The organism is Vibrio sagamiensis NBRC 104589 (assembly GCF_007990935.1).
GTDB lineage: Bacteria > Pseudomonadota > Gammaproteobacteria > Enterobacterales > Vibrionaceae > Vibrio > Vibrio sagamiensis.
In genome coordinates, this window is record NZ_BJXJ01000001.1 from 86,337 (window position 1) to 102,318 (window position 15,982).

Here is a 15,982-nt window from a genome sequence, read left to right on the forward strand (position 1 = left end):
ATTATGTATACGTTAATTGATGCGGCCTTATCTCGTGTTCGGACGATGCTGACTTTGCTAGTTATGATCCTTGTCGCTGGTGTGGTCACTTATATCACTATTCCCAAGGAGTCTAGTCCAGACATTACTATCCCTATTATTTATGTGTCTGTCGGGCACCAAGGGATATCCCCTACGGATGCAGAAAGGCTTCTTGTCCGGCCGCTAGAGCAAGAGTTGCGTTCGATTGAAGGTGTCAAAGAAATGACCTCAGTGGCATCGGAAGGCCATGCCTCGGTCACTTTAGAATTCATCGTAGGCGCCGATCTCACTTCAGCAATGGCAGACGTGCGTGATGCGGTAAATTTAGCAAAACCCCAATTACCAGAAGACAGTGATGAGCCTACGGTTAATGAGGTAACACTTGCTTCTGAAGAGCCAGTATTAACCGTGGTGTTATACGGAACAACACCAGAGCGAACGACGGTACAGATCGCTCGTGCTCTTCGCGATAAGCTGGAAAGCTATCGGCAGGTGTTGGAAGTCGATATTGCTGGTGACCGTGACGATATTGTAGAAATTATTGTCGATCCACTATTAATGGAAAGCTATGGCTTAGATCAAGCGGACATTTACAACCTTATTGCTCTAAACAACCGGGTTGTTGCTGCAGGTTTTGTTGACACAGGCTATGGGCGTTTCTCAGTGAAAGTTCCCTCAGTATTTGACTCTTTGAAGGATGTTTTAGAGCTACCAATTAAAGTGAATGGTAAAGAGGTCGTAACATTTGCTGATGTGGCAACAGTGCGCCGTTCATTTCGTGATCCAGAGAGTTTTGCTCGTTTAAATGGAGAAACAGCCGTTATTTTGGATATCAAAAAGCGTGCTGGAGAAAATATTATCGACACGGTTGATTTGGTCAAATTTGTGCTTAAAGAGGCTCAAAGTAGGCAAGAATGGCCATCTAATCTTCAAGTACGATATACTTGGGATCAATCCGATGATGTTAAACAGATGCTGACGGATCTCCAGAATAACATCTTGTCCGCGATTATTCTGGTTGTGATCGTTATTATTGCAATTTTAGGTGTTCGTACAGCATGGCTTGTTGGTATTTCAATTCCCGGTTCATTTCTTACTGGATTATTGGTGCTGTCGGTATTTGGGCTGACGATTAATATTGTGGTTCTTTTCGCTCTTATTATGGCTGTGGGAATGCTGGTGGATGGGGCCATTGTTGTCACCGAATTTGCTGACCGACGAATGCAAGAAGGTGTGGCGCGCAAAGAAGCATACCGTGATGCTGCGAAACGAATGGCGTGGCCGATAACCGCTTCCACCGCAACGACACTCGCGGCTTTCGCGCCACTTTTGTTTTGGCCAGATATCACCGGTGAGTTTATGAAATACTTGCCGCTAACATTAATTGCGACTCTCACTGCCTCCTTGTTAATGGCATTACTTTTTGTCCCTGTTATCGGCAGTTTAATTGGCAAACCGCAAGCGATGAGGGCGACACAACGGCAAGAAGCGGTTGATCTGCATAACGGTAAGTTCGATAAGGCAACAGGAATCACCAAGTTTTATTATCGAACTTTATCGGTAGCGATACAGCACCCCCTAAAAGTATTGTGTTGTGCCTTTATACTGGCAGGAGGCGTTGGGTTTACCTACAGTAAAGCCGGGCTTGGTGTCGAGTTTTTTCCTGAAGTGGAACCACCAAACTTTACTGTAAAAGTTCGTTCATACGGTGATCTATCGATTAACGAAAAAGATATCGTGATGAAAGATATTGAAGCGGTGATGTTAGGGCATGATGAGTTTGAAAGTGTCTATACACGGACTGGGGGCAGTGACGAAATTGGTCAAATTCAAATAACCCCTGTTGATTGGCAAGAGCGCCGTAAGATAAAAGACATTATTGAAGAATTGAAAAAAGTCACTGATCAGTTTTCTGGTGTCGAAATTGAATATAAATTCCCAGACGCAGGCCCTCCTGTTGAGCATGATTTAGTGATAGAAGTTTCTGCTCAAAATTCCAGCATCAACCAGTTAGATGAGGCGGCAAAACTGCTGCGTTATTGGGCAGATAAAAACCCAGCTTTAACCAACCTAAGTGATACCACTAACAAAGAGGGTATTGATTGGCATATTGATATTCGTCGTGATGATGCCTCTCGATTTTCCGCAGATGCAACCTTGGTTGGCAATACCGTTCAGTTTGTGACCAACGGCTTAAAGATTGGTGATTATTTACCTGATGATGCTGATGAAGAAGTGGACATATTAGTTCGTTACCCACATGACAAACGCGATATCGGTCGCTTTGATCAATTACGTGTTAAAACGCCGAGTGGGTTAGTTCCCATTACTAACTTTGCTGATATTAAGCCTGACCATAAACAAGACACGATTCGTCGTATTGACGGTCGAAGGATCATCAATATCAAAGCTGATATGGCCGAAGGTTATAATTTAGCGCTTGAATTGCCTAAAATTACTGAGCAGATTCAGCAGCTCAATTTACCGACTGGAATTGAATTTAAGATTCGAGGGCAGAACGAAGAGCAAGAAAACTCGTCGGCATTTCTACAACAAGCATTTCTCATTGCTCTTGGCGTCATGGCGTTGATCCTGATTACTCAATTCAACAGTTTTTACCAAGCTTTTTTGATTTTAAGTGCGGTTCTATTTTCTACGGTTGGTGTGTTTGCCGGGTTACTGATCTTTCAAAAACCGTTTGGCATCATTATGTCTGGGATTGGTGTGATTGCGCTAGCAGGTATCGTTGTGAACAATAATATTGTGTTGATCGATACTTATAATCAGATGCGCCGACGAGGTTTAGACAAGCAAGAAGCGATTCTTCGTACTGGAGTACAGCGTTTAAGACCAGTATTGCTCACGACCGTCACCACGATTTTGGGTTTATTGCCAATGGTATTGGAGATGAACGTCGATCTAATTAATCAAAAGATTGAATTTGGTGCCCCGAGCACGCAATGGTGGTCACAATTAGCGACCGCCGTTGCTGGTGGCCTTGCTTTTGCTACCGTACTAACTTTGGTTTTGACACCATGTTTATTGATGTTAGGACGAGAACACAGCCGCGAGCATTTTGAAGCTGACTAAAGAAATAACTAAGAGGCATCATGTATGCCTCTTAGTATGATTAGACAAGTTTAGAAAAGCTAAGGCAAGGAGGGATACCCAATTAGCCGGCTCAGTGACCTCGTTCTGAATCAAATATTGGATATAAATGTTTTAATTCATTGCCATTAAGCGTTCAAAATGGTCCATTTTATCCATGGTTACTTTGGCATTCGCTAAGAAGGTTTGCTTAGCTTTACCTGTTAAGGATTTTGCTTGTGGCAGCTTTACTGTTCTCGCATTTTTATGTACACCGTTAACCAAAAATTCATAGTGTAGATGCGGCCCTGTTACTCGGCCTGTGCCACCTAATGTCCCAATTGTTTGGCCTTGCTTGACTCGTTGCCCTGTTTTAACCGTTCTTTTGGTTAAGTGGAGATACTTGGTGATATAGGTGTTACTGTGTTTAATAAACACATAGTTACCATTAAATTTGTTATAGGCTGACTTCTGAACTATACCATCACCCGCGGCCCAAATTGGTGTGCCAACTGGCGCGGCGTAATCTGTCCCTCTATGTGGACGGACTCTGCCTGTCACAGGGTGTAGACGGCGAGGGTTGAAATTGGAGGTTACCCGACGGAAGTCCAACGGTGCTCTTAGAAAAGCTTTTTTCATTGCTCGTCCATTCTCATCAAAGTATTTACCAGACTTTTCATCTAGGATGGCTGTGAATTTGTCACCTTGGTTGTAAAACTCAGCGGCAATGATTTTTCCACGCCCAATCACTTCACCTTCTACGACTTCTTCTTGGTAAAGTACTCTAAAGGCGTCATTTTTTCTAATGTCTAACGCGAAGTCGATATCCCAACCAAAGATACCCGCTAACTCCATAATCTGATTGGCATTTAGGCCAGAGGCTATTCCTGCATTCCAAAAGTTGGACTTGATGGTTGCTTCAGCATAATTCAATTGATGATCTACTTGCTTTTTATCAACTCCTGTGAGGTATTTATCACCTTGCTTTTTTATATAAAAGGTTTCAAATGTGCTAAGTGGCAGCTTGAGTTGGACAAATTGATTATTTTCATCGAAACCAAAGTGCAAGGCATCTCCAGGTTGCAAGCGAGTCAGCCTCTCTTTGATCTTTTTATTCGATGATAGAAGCTCTTGAAGAAGGCGGGGAGATAGGCCCGCTCGCTGGAATAAAATTGCGGCACTTTCACCATGAGCGACTTTGTCTTTTTTCCATGTAAGCGCTTTTGATACGGATGTCGATGCTTCTTGTTCCTGTGAGCTTAGAGAAAGCGGGATCGGGTAAGACTCACCGACTTGCAACCTTTTTTGTTGGGGTTCGAGCTCTTGCGGCTCTGGCAAAAAGAAAAAAGCGACAATGATAAGAATACCAAACAAGCCGATAAGGACTTTATGCAACAGTGGTAAGCGGACTAAAATCGAATGCATGAGGTACTTGATTACCCAATTAAACGTAAAAATTCACAATCACTAGTCTAACGTGTTTCAAAATACATCGCTATTCAAGTAATATGTTCGACTATTATATTTTTGCTAAATTTGTGGGAGTGAACAAGAATGGCGAGCATTGAAGCTGCACTGGCCGAGATTAAGCGTGGTGTCGAAGAACTGATTCCAGAAGAAGAACTGATCGCAAAACTGAAAGAAGGCCGACCTTTACGTATCAAACTGGGTGCTGATCCAACTGCGCCTGATATTCACCTTGGCCATACGGTCATTTTTAATAAACTTCGTTTATTCCAAGAGTTAGGCCATGAAGTTACCTTTTTAATTGGTGATTTTACTGCGATGGTTGGTGATCCTACGGGTAAAAATACCACTCGTCCACCACTGAGCCGTGAAGATGTACTTCGTAATGCTGAAACTTATAAAGAGCAAGTATTCAAAATTCTTGATCCAGCGAAGACAAAAGTTCAGTTTAACTCGGAGTGGTTATCAGAGCTTGGTGCTGAAGGCATGATTCGTCTTGCTGCTAATCAAACTGTTGCACGAATGTTAGAGCGTGATGATTTCAAAAAACGTTACGCAGGCGGTCAACCTATTGCTATCCATGAGTTTATGTACCCGCTTTTACAGGGGTGGGACTCGGTTGCAATGGAAACGGATGTAGAGCTTGGCGGCACAGACCAAAAATTCAATCTTCTTATGGGACGTGAACTGCAAAAGTCGCACGGTCAGAAACCACAAGCTGTTTTGATGATGCCGCTTCTCGTTGGTTTGGATGGCGAGAAAAAGATGTCTAAGTCGGCCAACAACTACATTGGTATCAACGAGGCGCCAAATGAAATGTTTGGTAAGATCATGTCGATCTCTGATGATTTAATGTGGAGCTACTATGATCTCTTGTCATTTAGACCCATTGAAGAAATTGCTCAATTCAAGGCAGATATTGAAGCGGGTGCGAACCCTCGTAATATCAAAGTGCTATTAGCAAAAGAAATCATTGCTCGTTTCCACAGTGAAGCAGATGCAGATGCAGCAGAGCAAGAATTTGTGAACCGTTTTGCTAAGAACCAAATTCCTGATGAAATGCCAGAGTTTGATTTTGAAGCAAGCACGCCAGTTGCAAACCTACTGAAAGAAGCTGGCCTATGTGCTTCAACGTCGGAAGCCATGCGCATGGTTAAGCAAGGTGCTGCAAAGATCGAAGGTGAGAAAGTCGCGGACGCGAAGTTTGCGCCTGAAGTGGGTACTTACGTATTCCAAGTGGGTAAGCGTAAATTCGCACGTATTACTATCAAATAATACACAACAGCTAATTAATACATAATTGCTTAAGATGAAAGCGCCCATTGGGCGCTTTTTTGCTCTAAGCCGCTCATTTTATTCGCTGGTCATTTAACACCGCACATTTACGGTTGTCTGGATAATCAAGCCGTTCGAGGCGGCTTGAGTTTCCAAGTTACTGGTTCGCAGTTGTTTGACTGAAGCGGATAACATCTTGATAAAAAAGCTTCTCAAATTGTGTTATAGGCGGGAGTGACGGTCGTTTTCCTGAACTTTTATCTGGGAAGTAATCTGATACAAATTGTACAAATACCGTATTTGGCTGGCCATTCTTATCAAGGCCATATCCTGCCATGTTATAAGTACCGTAGATAGAACCACTCTTAGCAATTAATTGCCCTTTAATCGGTGCTTTACGCATGCTTTTTCGGTAGTGCAGTGTTCCAGACTCGCCTGATTTAGGCATGATGGCAATTAAGTTAAGCTTGTGCTCATTTCGCCAGATATAACGCAGTATCGCAGCCATTGAAGGCGCAGAAAGGCGATTACTTCGTGATAAGCCTGAGCCATCCTCCAGTCGAGCATTTTGAATATTGATCCCAGTATGAGCAAAGATGATCTGTTTTATTGCCTGAGTCCCGTTAGCAAAGCTGCCAGGTTGAATAAAAAACTTTGCGCCAAGCGTTTTTGTCAAAGCATCGGCAATTAAGTTATCGGAGCGCTTTAGCATGACATCCAACAACTGCGGCAAAGGCTTAGATTGGTGTAAAGCTTGCAATCGACGTTTTTTATTAGGTGGAGTTCCGATTTTTATCTTCCCTCTTAGGGTTATTCCCGTCTTTCTCAATAAACGCTCAACTTTCTTACTGGCATAACGTTCTGGATCTTGAACGGCTATTTTTAATGGGAGTGGATTATCACCTCTATCAACGATGCAACCTGTTAATTCATAATGATTATTTGGCTGAGAAATTAAGCCAAGTTCGCAATGACGACTTTTTTTGGTGCTACTTGAAACGGTTTGTGCGCGAGTGGTGACTTGAATCGGTTGGTGCTCAGGAACATAAGCTCGTGTTCTACCATTTTTCTGGGTATAAAGCGAAGCTTGAACACAGTTATCATCAAGGCTGATTGCTGAAACTGGTGCACTGTAGCACACGCCTAAAATATCCCACGGCCAACCAAGTGCACGATCGTACCCTGTGAAGGCGGTATTATCTAGCCAAAGGTCACCATTGATTTTTCTCAAGCCATTTTTTTTGGCGCGAGTGAGCATTTTGTGTAGATCATTGGTTAAAAGGGTCGGGTCACCGGAAAAAGAGATAACAGCATCAGAGCTTGAACTTTCTAGCTTCGTCTTAAAGGTAAATTCATTGCCTAGTTCAAGTTTAGCTGCAAGCGCGGTAACAATTTTTAGCGTACTGGCAGGCGGGAAAAGCTGATCAGTGGGATTGATATCGGTTAATTCAGTTTGAGAGTCTAGCTTTTGAGCAACCAAGCTGACACGAGCTCCATTAGGAAGCACCTCTTGATGAGGGTAACTGAGCACTGTTGAGGAGAAAAGGTTAGCGATGAAGAAAAGGGGCCAACGTAAGCGCATAATAGACGTTCATAAAAACAAAGACATACCAAGAGTATATATTGAAATCCTTTCAGTGAGCATAAAAAATGCCTGCATATGCAGGCATTTTTATCATTCAGTCAATGAGACTGGCTTAGAAGTCGTAACGTAGACCTAGAGCCACTTCATCTTCAGTCTTAACTTTATCTTCAGCTGTTGTGATATCGTCTTCATCAAGCATGTTGAAGTTGTATGATACGTAACCACGGAAGTTTGGCTTAAAGTAGTAAGTCGCATCTATAGCTAGGTTATTAGCAGAAGTTTCGTCATTTGTCTCTGCGTTGTTGTACGTAGAGCTGAATACGGTTTGGCCCATAGTATAAGCAGCTGCTAGCTCGTAGCCTGTGTAGTCATCAGAGTCAGTTAATAAACCTGCGAAGTATAAGTTATCAACTGTGTAAGATGCTGCTAGCATGTATTCACTAATATCGTATTGATCTGCGTAACCCGCACCAAGCTCAAGGCCAGTATCAGCAACAGCGTAGATAGCAGATAGAGAGTAACCATCAGTATCAACATCAGCATTACTATCTTTATTTTCCTTTTCCTTTACAGGAGAATCAAAGCGGTAGCTTGCTCTTAGTGCTAAGTTGTCAAATTGGCCTTTGTAAGCCAGCATGTTGTCAGTACGGTCAGCTACAGCTAATTTATATGCTGCTGAGTTACCGTGGAAAGACATGATATCTGTGAAATCAGTAAGAACCATTAGAGAACCTTGGGTCTTACCGTAAGAAACTTCTCCGAATTTACCACCTAGGCCTGCGTATAAGTAACGGGTATCGATTGATTCATCATCTGCTGACGTAAATTCGCCTTCCCAGAAACCAAGTCCGTATAGCTCGTCATTGATCATTTGCTTACCAAGAACGTTGATACGTACACGAGATTTATCTGTTACATCACCGTCTTGTAATGCAAGACGGCCTTCAGCGCGGCCACCTATTTCAAAAGAAGTACCATCTTGGTTATAGATTTCAGCAGCATTTACACAAGTCGCCATTGCAACAGCAGACACAGAAAGTGCAATTAGAGTCTTTTTCATTTTATTTTGTCCTAGTTAGTTTCCATACCGTTTTGCATAAACTGATACGGTTGAGATTTTCTCTCATACAAGTCACAACTTTGCTTATGAGCAATCTGACGAGAATCCCCCCTACGCCAGAAAAGCTTATTGAGTTAAAGCTTGCGTGCAATGTTTTACTGTAAAGTTTCATTAGAGGTTAGTAAAATGATATAAATGAAAATAATGAACGCTGTTCAATTGTGGTTTTTTTCTTTTCATGTTTATGTTTTTAATGTATTTATTCAGTATCTTTGTGACTTTTGAGTTTTGAGGTATTTTACTTTTTTTTATGTTTTTACCTGGCGTTATGGGGTTGTTTTATAACCATTTATTAAATATTCTTAAAACCATGGTCGCTAAATTACGTGCCTTTAAGCACACAATGGTATGGTTCATTGAATTTAAGGTGATTTCGTTCATTAGTTTGTTTAAACTAACCAAAACAACATTTTTGAATGTCTTGCTTAATCAAACATTAGGTAAAATTTTTATTCAAAAACTCCTTTGACCTTGAGGTTATATAATGGAAAAAGTTCCAATGACATTGCGTGGCGAACAATTACTACGCACTGAACTCGATCGTCTACTAAAGCTCCGCCCACAAATATCTGAAGCAATCGCAGAAGCACGTGAGTTAGGCGACTTAAAGGAAAATGCTGAATATCATGCAGCACGTGAAGAACAAGGTATCTGTGAAGCTCAAATTCGTGATATCGAATACAAATTATCGGTGGCACAAGTTATTGATGTCACAAAAATGGAAAATACGGGCAAAGTTATTTTTGGATCTACCGTAACGTTGATTGATTGCGATACAGAAGAAGAAAAAACGTATCAAATTGTTGGCGATGATGAAGCAGATATTAAGGCTGGACGAATTTCAGTAAGTTCACCGATTGCTCGTGGTTTAATTGGTAAGATGGAGGGCGATGAAGTGGTCATTCAAACTCCTGGTGGTGCTAAAGATTTTGAAATAGATAGTGTTGAATACCAGTGATTCTCCATAACTTATGGATGAAAAACAAAAAAGGTCGCCTAGGCGACCTTTTCTTTTCGTCCAAGCGAATATAATTACTTACGAGGAATGTCGATTTTGCGCTCTTCAGACTGACGGAATAGTACAAGTACCTTACCGATAGTCTGAACTTTCTCAGCGCCTGTTTCACGCACGATAGCGTCGATAATCAGCTGTTTTGTCTCACGATCTTCTGATGCTACTTTGATTTTAATCAGTTCATGGTGATTCAAAGCGATTTCAATTTCCGCTAACACGGCTTCTGTAAGTCCATTTGCGCCCATTAGCACAACAGGTTTTAAACTGTGAGCCAGGCCTTTAAGGTGCTGCTTTTGTTTGGTGCTTAGGTTCATTACGCGGCCAATTTTCTTTAAAATAAGGGTTGAAAAAAGCTATTTTAACGCCATCTATTGCTGAAGACTATAATTTATTGAGCAATAGGCTGTGCCTATCAAAATAATAGCTGCTATTTACGCCTTGTTAGGATTAAAATGAGTAAACAAAAACATTCAGCGAGCTCTGGTCGTTGGTTGAAAGAACACTTTGACGATAAGTATGCAAATGAAGCTCGTAAGAAGGGTTATCGTTCCCGTGCTTACTTCAAAATTGATGAGATCCAAACCAAAGATAAATTGTTAAAACCGGGGATGACGGTTGTCGATTTAGGCGCTGCTCCAGGTGGTTGGTCTCAATATGCTGCTAAAGTAGTAGGTGATAATGGGCAAATTATTGCATGTGATCTACTACCAATGGATCCTATTTCAGGAGTGAGTTTCTTGCAGGGAGACTTTCGTGAGGATGCTGTGTTAGAGGCTTTACTAGACAGAATCCAGCCCTCAATGGTGGATGTTGTGATGTCTGATATGGCGCCTAATATTGCAGGTAATAACTCTGTTGACCAACCTCGTGCTATGTACTTAGTGGAATTAGCATTAGATATGTGTCGACAAGTTCTTGCTCCCAATGGTAGCTTTGTTGTCAAAGTTTTTCAGGGTGAAGGCTTCGATCAGTACGTTAAAGAAGTCAGAGACCTGTTTAAAGTTGTAAAAACGAGAAAACCAGACTCATCGCGAGCTCGCTCACGAGAAGTCTTTATTGTAGCCACTGGTTACAAAGGTTAACCATTTTGTTCCTTTATAGGATGGTTAACACTATGGCTACAGTTTGCAAACTGTAGTACCCTACCTTTAATTACAATCAGTTATCGAGAGGCTGACACCTTGAGTGACATGGCAAAAAATTTAATTCTGTGGCTTGTTATCGCAGTTGTGTTGATGTCGGTATTTCAGAGCTTTGGCCCTGGAGAGAGCAACGGCAGAACAGTGGATTACACCACATTCGTACAAGAAGTTGGCAAAGGCCAGATTCAAGAGGCAACATTTAAAGATGGCGAAATCAGCTTTGTTCGTAATAGCGGCGGTGGCAAAATGGTCACATACATGCCGGTATACGATGAAAAGTTGCTAGATGACCTAATTTCAAAAAATGTAAAAGTTCAAGGCACACCACCTGAAGAGCAGAGTCTACTGGGTACTATTTTTATTTCTTGGTTCCCAATGATCTTACTGATTGGTGTATGGATTTTCTTCATGCGTCAAATGCAAGGCGGTGGCGGTAAAGGCGCTATGTCCTTTGGTAAGAGTAAAGCTCGAATGATGAGTGAAGAGCAAATTAAGACTACTTTTGCCGACGTTGCAGGTTGTGATGAAGCGAAAGAAGACGTAAAAGAATTGGTCGATTACCTTCGTGACCCAAGCCGTTTCCAGAAGTTGGGTGGAAAAATTCCAACGGGTGTGCTGATGGTTGGGCCTCCAGGTACAGGTAAAACATTGCTTGCTAAAGCAATTGCTGGTGAAGCCAAAGTACCATTCTTTACGATCTCAGGTTCTGACTTTGTGGAAATGTTTGTTGGTGTTGGCGCATCTCGTGTGCGTGACATGTTCGAGCAAGCTAAAAAAGCGGCACCGTGTATTATCTTTATCGATGAGATTGATGCTGTAGGTCGTCAGCGTGGTGCTGGTGTAGGTGGTGGTCATGACGAACGTGAACAAACCCTTAACCAGATGCTGGTTGAAATGGATGGCTTTGAAGGTAATGAAGGCATCATCGTCATTGCGGCAACTAACCGTCCAGACGTTTTAGACCCTGCATTACTTCGTCCTGGTCGTTTTGACCGTCAAGTCGTGGTTGGGCTGCCAGATGTTCGTGGTCGTGAGCAGATCCTTAAAGTACACATGAGAAAAGTACCGTTAGCTGATGATGTAGAGCCTTCTCTAATCGCACGTGGTACCCCTGGTTTCTCTGGTGCTGACCTTGCTAACCTTGTTAACGAAGCAGCATTGTTTGCAGCACGTGGCAATAAACGTAATGTTTCTATGGTCGAGTTTGAACTTGCTAAAGATAAAATCATGATGGGTGCAGAGCGCCGTTCAATGGTAATGTCTGAAGAAGTTAAAGAATCAACGGCTTACCATGAGGCTGGCCATGCTATTGTTGGTCGATTGGTACCTGAGCATGACCCTGTATATAAAGTTTCTATCATTCCACGTGGCCGCGCTCTTGGTGTGACAATGTACTTACCAGAGCAAGACCGAGTGAGTATGTCTCGTCAACACCTTGAATCAATGGTTTCGAGCTTATATGGTGGTCGTTTGGCAGAAGAGCTTATCTATGGTGCTGATAAAGTGTCGACAGGTGCTTCTAACGATATCGAACGAGCAACAGATATTGCACGCAAAATGGTTACACAATGGGGCTTTTCTGAAAAGCTGGGTCCATTACTCTATGCTGAAGAAGAAGGTGAAGTTTTCTTGGGCCGTAGCGTAACACAAACCAAGCATATGTCGGATGACACAGCGAAGCTCATTGATGATGAGATCCGTACTATCATTGATCGTAACTATGACCGTGCTAAGAAAATCCTAGAAGAAAACATGGATATTATGCACGCGATGAAAGATGCATTGATGAAATACGAAACAATTGATGCTGGGCAGATTGATGATCTGATGAACCGGAAAACTGAGATTCGTGAGCCTGCAGGTTGGGGCGATAAGCCAACGGCCAAACCAGCTTCGGAGAGTTCCTCAGAAGTTAAATCAGCAGAAAGCTCATCAGGTCAGGCTTCTCAAAATGCTTCATCAAATGAAGCGCCTGAGAGCAAAGATACGGAATAAAAATTAACAATACCAATAAAACCCCGAGCTTAGCTCGGGGTTTTTGTATTTATAAATAAAAATGCCATCAAGGCGGACAGTTATAATGAGGCTATAAGTATGATCACAGCTACGATTGAGGCTAATAATAAAACGTTAGATATGACTCGCTCACATGTTATGGCAATCCTTAATGTCACACCGGATTCTTTTTCTGATGGAGGAAAGTTTAACTCTATCGAGTCAGCACTAGCTCAAGTGGATAAAATGGTTCAAGCTGGGGTAACCATCATTGATGTTGGTGGCGAGTCAACGAGACCTGGCGCTCCTGATGTCGCACTGGAAGAAGAGTTAGAGAGGGTTATTCCAGTTATTAAAGCGATCAGAGAACGTTATGATGTTTGGATCTCTATCGATACAAGTAAAGCCGAAGTAATGCGTCAAGCGGTTGAAGCAGGGGCAGATTTAATTAACGATGTGAGAGCATTACAAGAGCCAGGTGCACTTGAAGTCGCTGCGGAATCTAACTTACCTATTTGCCTTATGCATATGCAAGGTCAACCTCGGACTATGCAAGAAGCACCTCATTACGACGATTTAATGGGAGATGTTGCGGCTTTTCTTCAAGAACGAGTGGCAGCTTGCGAAGCGATTGGTATTGATAAATCAAAACTTATTTTAGATCCGGGTTTTGGGTTTGGTAAAACGATCGAACATAATTATCATATGCTTGCACATCTTGATAAGTTTCATGAGTTTGGTCTGCCTTTGTTAGCTGGAATGTCTCGTAAGAGTATGATTTTTAAGCTTCTAAATAAGCAAGCATCGGAATGTACCAATGCGAGTGTGGTTTGTGCCACAATAGCTGCTATGAAAGGTGCGCAAATTATTCGAGTTCATGACTTCGAAGAAACCATTGAAGCAATGAAAATTGTTGAAATGATGCACAATAATAAATAGATATTGAAAATAAATATTGAGGAAGTTTTATGTCTGATAAAAGACGTTATTTTGGTACCGATGGAGTACGCGGAAAAGTGGGCCAATATCCTATTACTCCCGACTTTGTCCTCAAGCTGGGTTGGGCTGCAGGTCGAGTTTTAGCTCAGCAAGGCACTAAAAAAGTTATTATCGGCAAAGATACTCGAATTTCGGGCTATATGTTGGAATCGGCATTAGAGGCAGGGCTTGCAGCTGCAGGACTTAAAGCTACTTTTACGGGGCCAATGCCAACTCCTGCAGTTGCTTACCTAACTCAAACCTTCCGTGCTGAGGCAGGAATCGTTATATCTGCGTCGCACAACCCATATTATGATAATGGTATTAAATTCTTTTCATCTGAAGGGACAAAGTTACCAGATGACATCGAATTAGCCATTGAGGCCGAATTAGATAAAGACATAGAGTGTGTTGAGTCGGCTGAATTAGGCAAAGCAACCCGTTTACATGATGCGGCAGGTCGCTATATCGAATTCTGTAAGAGTACATTTCCTTCAGAACTCAGTTTGGCTAACCTTAAAATTGTTGTGGATTGTGCTCACGGAGCGACTTATCACATTGCTCCAAATGTATTCGCCGAGCTAGGTGCAGAAGTCATTGCGATGGGGGTTGAGCCAAATGGTATCAACATCAATGAAAAAGTAGGAGCGACGGATGTTCGTGCTCTGCAAAAACGTGTTGTTGATGAGCAAGCTCATTTAGGATTGGCATTTGATGGTGATGGCGATCGTATCATTATGGTTGACCATTTAGGCAATAAGATTGATGGTGATCAAATTGCTTATATTATTGCACGTGACGCACTTCGCAGAGGCGAGTTGAAAGGTGGTGTAGTCGGGACACTAATGACCAATTTAGGTATGGAAAATGGTCTAAAACAATTAGGTATCCCATTTGTACGTGCCGCTGTCGGTGACCGCTATGTTATGGAGCAGTTGCTCGCTAAAGGTTGGAAAATTGGTGCGGAAAACTCTGGTCATGTGATTTTATTAGATAAAGTGACTACTGGTGATGCTATTGTTGCTGCACTCCAAGTACTGGCCTCTGTTGTTGGCAGTGATATGTCTCTTAATGATTTATCTCAAGGAATGATACTTTACCCTCAAGTTCTAGAAAATGTTAGATTTGCTGGGCAAAGTAACCCTTTAGAAGCGCAAAATGTACTAAACTCTGTAGCAGAAGTTGAATCTAAATTGGGTGACAAAGGTCGAGTTTTACTGCGTAAATCAGGTACTGAGCCACTCATTCGAGTTATGGTTGAGGGAGAAGATGCTGAATTAGTTCAACACTCTGCCCTTAAAATTGCCGATGCAGTCAAAGCAAGCTGCTAAGAACATCAAAAAGGGCATGTATTGCCCTTTTTTTGAGCATTCGGCTTACTTGTGGCAGTTTTTTGTTATTTTTCCCTTGTCAGCGTTACTGGTATTCGCTAGTATTGCCCAGCTCCTGTTAAGGGAGACGCTAGCCTTGTTCATTAATCTATTTTTTGAGCGGCGCTGGCTCAACAATTTGGAACATAGGTGGAAAAAATGTTTTCAGTTCTACTTGTGATTTACCTGTTGGCTGCGCTTGGTGTAATTGGCCTTGTGTTGATTCAACAAGGTAAAGGCGCAGATATGGGAGCTTCGTTCGGTGCCGGTGCTTCAAACACAGTGTTTGGTGCTGGTGGCTCAGGTAACTTCTTAACCCGAACAACTGCTATTTTAGCAACCGTATTTTTTGTCATTAGCTTGTTACTTGGTCGTATGTCTACACATAAAACTGAGTCACAATGGATTGACCCAACTCTTGGTCAACCAGTAGTAGAGCAAGTTAAAGATGCAGTGAGTGAGATTCCAGCGCCAAAAGGCGATGAAATACCGCAATAAACTGTAAGGTTTATGTAGCCGAGATGGTGAAATTGGTAGACACGCTAGCATGAGGTGCTAGTGCCTTTGGTGTGAGGGTTCGAGTCCCTCTCTCGGCACCATGAGTTTACAAACTTGTAAAACACTTAGTTGAAGGTATAATATTCACTAAGTCGGACGCGGGGTGGAGCAGCTTGGTAGCTCGTCGGGCTCATAACCCGAAGGTCGTCGGTTCAAATCCGGCCCCCGCAACCAATTTAATTATGAATGGCTGTTCTATTTAGATTGGCAAGTTTGCACAGTGCTAACCACACTGTGAGTTGAGAAATTACTAGAATATTTCTTAACGTATCAGGGTCCAGCAGCATAAAACCCCGACTTTCGGGGTTTTTTGTTATCTGAGTTTTTATGCTCAGATGATGCTTGGTTTTTTGATTGGGCTCTGAGCCC

Annotated in this window: 12 protein-coding genes and 2 tRNA genes; 10 read left to right on the forward strand and 4 right to left on the reverse strand. The window is 42.3% G+C overall.

The features are described from left to right. Positions 1 to 3: 3 nt before the first annotated feature. The gene (locus tag VSA01S_RS00345; protein WP_039979333.1) at positions 4 to 3,111 is read left to right on the forward strand and encodes an efflux RND transporter permease subunit; all 3,108 of its coding nucleotides are present in this window, start codon (positions 4 to 6) and stop codon (positions 3,109 to 3,111) included. A gap of 132 nt (positions 3,112 to 3,243) precedes the next feature. On the opposite strand, the gene shyC is transcribed toward VSA01S_RS00345, so the two are convergent. After that, positions 3,244 to 4,533, reverse strand: a complete 1,290-nt coding sequence (gene shyC, locus VSA01S_RS00350) for a peptidoglycan DD-endopeptidase ShyC (RefSeq protein WP_039979332.1) — start codon at positions 4,531 to 4,533, stop codon at positions 3,244 to 3,246. Between the two features lie 129 nt (positions 4,534 to 4,662). Between shyC and tyrS the strand changes: the two genes are divergently transcribed. Continuing rightward, positions 4,663 to 5,850: a tyrosine--tRNA ligase gene (gene tyrS, locus VSA01S_RS00355; RefSeq protein ID WP_039979331.1), complete on the forward strand. Its 1,188-nt coding sequence runs from the start codon at positions 4,663 to 4,665 to the stop codon at positions 5,848 to 5,850. 157 nt (positions 5,851 to 6,007) lie between these two features. Here tyrS and dacB read toward each other — a convergent pair whose 3' ends face one another. Continuing rightward, complete coding sequence (gene dacB, locus VSA01S_RS00360; RefSeq protein ID WP_039979330.1) at positions 6,008 to 7,432, reverse strand: serine-type D-Ala-D-Ala carboxypeptidase; 1,425 nt, start codon at positions 7,430 to 7,432, stop codon at positions 6,008 to 6,010. A 115-nt stretch (positions 7,433 to 7,547) separates the two neighbouring features. Further along, on the reverse strand, positions 7,548 to 8,495 hold the full coding sequence (locus VSA01S_RS00365; RefSeq protein ID WP_039979328.1) for a porin: 948 nt from the start codon (positions 8,493 to 8,495) through the stop codon (positions 7,548 to 7,550). Positions 8,496 to 9,039: 544 nt separating this feature from the next. On the opposite strand from VSA01S_RS00365, the gene greA reads away from it, so the two are divergent. Beyond that, positions 9,040 to 9,513, forward strand: a complete 474-nt coding sequence (greA, locus tag VSA01S_RS00370) for a transcription elongation factor GreA (RefSeq protein WP_039979326.1) — start codon at positions 9,040 to 9,042, stop codon at positions 9,511 to 9,513. A gap of 74 nt (positions 9,514 to 9,587) precedes the next feature. Here greA and yhbY read toward each other — a convergent pair whose 3' ends face one another. Continuing rightward, positions 9,588 to 9,884: a ribosome assembly RNA-binding protein YhbY gene (gene yhbY, locus VSA01S_RS00375; RefSeq protein WP_021708133.1), complete on the reverse strand. Its 297-nt coding sequence runs from the start codon at positions 9,882 to 9,884 to the stop codon at positions 9,588 to 9,590. A 138-nt stretch (positions 9,885 to 10,022) separates the two neighbouring features. Between yhbY and rlmE the strand changes: the two genes are divergently transcribed. From rlmE to VSA01S_RS00415, 7 genes are all read left to right on the forward strand, one after another. Further along, on the forward strand, positions 10,023 to 10,652 hold the full coding sequence (gene rlmE, locus VSA01S_RS00380; RefSeq protein ID WP_039979324.1) for a 23S rRNA (uridine(2552)-2'-O)-methyltransferase RlmE: 630 nt from the start codon (positions 10,023 to 10,025) through the stop codon (positions 10,650 to 10,652). A 108-nt stretch (positions 10,653 to 10,760) separates the two neighbouring features. Further along, the gene (ftsH, locus tag VSA01S_RS00385; protein ID WP_039979323.1) at positions 10,761 to 12,707 is read left to right on the forward strand and encodes an ATP-dependent zinc metalloprotease FtsH; all 1,947 of its coding nucleotides are present in this window, start codon (positions 10,761 to 10,763) and stop codon (positions 12,705 to 12,707) included. A gap of 99 nt (positions 12,708 to 12,806) precedes the next feature. After that, positions 12,807 to 13,646, forward strand: a complete 840-nt coding sequence (gene folP, locus VSA01S_RS00390) for a dihydropteroate synthase (RefSeq protein WP_039979322.1) — start codon at positions 12,807 to 12,809, stop codon at positions 13,644 to 13,646. A gap of 29 nt (positions 13,647 to 13,675) precedes the next feature. After that, complete coding sequence (gene glmM / locus VSA01S_RS00395; RefSeq protein ID WP_039979321.1) at positions 13,676 to 15,016, forward strand: phosphoglucosamine mutase; 1,341 nt, start codon at positions 13,676 to 13,678, stop codon at positions 15,014 to 15,016. Positions 15,017 to 15,214: 198 nt separating this feature from the next. Further along, positions 15,215 to 15,553 (forward strand): preprotein translocase subunit SecG, encoded by a 339-nt coding sequence (secG, locus tag VSA01S_RS00405; protein WP_039979320.1) that lies wholly within the window; start codon positions 15,215 to 15,217, stop codon positions 15,551 to 15,553. 17 nt (positions 15,554 to 15,570) lie between these two features. Continuing rightward, positions 15,571 to 15,654 (forward strand) — tRNA-Leu (locus VSA01S_RS00410). 56 nt (positions 15,655 to 15,710) lie between these two features. Then, positions 15,711 to 15,787 (forward strand) — tRNA-Met (locus tag VSA01S_RS00415). The last annotated feature ends 195 nt before the right edge of the window (positions 15,788 to 15,982 follow it).

What these genes read in the sequence shown, in the direction of transcription:
- VSA01S_RS00345 (WP_039979333.1), top strand. Translation starts at nt 4, where the DNA reads ATGTATACGTTAATTGATGCGGCCTTATCTCGTGTTCGGACGATGCTG.
- shyC (WP_039979332.1), bottom strand. Translation starts at nt 4,533, where the DNA reads ATGCATTCGATTTTAGTCCGCTTACCACTGTTGCATAAAGTCCTTATC.
- tyrS (WP_039979331.1), top strand. Translation starts at nt 4,663, where the DNA reads ATGGCGAGCATTGAAGCTGCACTGGCCGAGATTAAGCGTGGTGTCGAA.
- dacB (WP_039979330.1), bottom strand. Translation starts at nt 7,432, where the DNA reads ATGCGCTTACGTTGGCCCCTTTTCTTCATCGCTAACCTTTTCTCCTCA.
- VSA01S_RS00365 (WP_039979328.1), bottom strand. Translation starts at nt 8,495, where the DNA reads ATGAAAAAGACTCTAATTGCACTTTCTGTGTCTGCTGTTGCAATGGCG.
- greA (WP_039979326.1), top strand. Translation starts at nt 9,040, where the DNA reads ATGGAAAAAGTTCCAATGACATTGCGTGGCGAACAATTACTACGCACT.
- yhbY (WP_021708133.1), bottom strand. Translation starts at nt 9,884, where the DNA reads ATGAACCTAAGCACCAAACAAAAGCAGCACCTTAAAGGCCTGGCTCAC.
- rlmE (WP_039979324.1), top strand. Translation starts at nt 10,023, where the DNA reads ATGAGTAAACAAAAACATTCAGCGAGCTCTGGTCGTTGGTTGAAAGAA.
- ftsH (WP_039979323.1), top strand. Translation starts at nt 10,761, where the DNA reads ATGGCAAAAAATTTAATTCTGTGGCTTGTTATCGCAGTTGTGTTGATG.
- folP (WP_039979322.1), top strand. Translation starts at nt 12,807, where the DNA reads ATGATCACAGCTACGATTGAGGCTAATAATAAAACGTTAGATATGACT.
- glmM (WP_039979321.1), top strand. Translation starts at nt 13,676, where the DNA reads ATGTCTGATAAAAGACGTTATTTTGGTACCGATGGAGTACGCGGAAAA.
- secG (WP_039979320.1), top strand. Translation starts at nt 15,215, where the DNA reads ATGTTTTCAGTTCTACTTGTGATTTACCTGTTGGCTGCGCTTGGTGTA.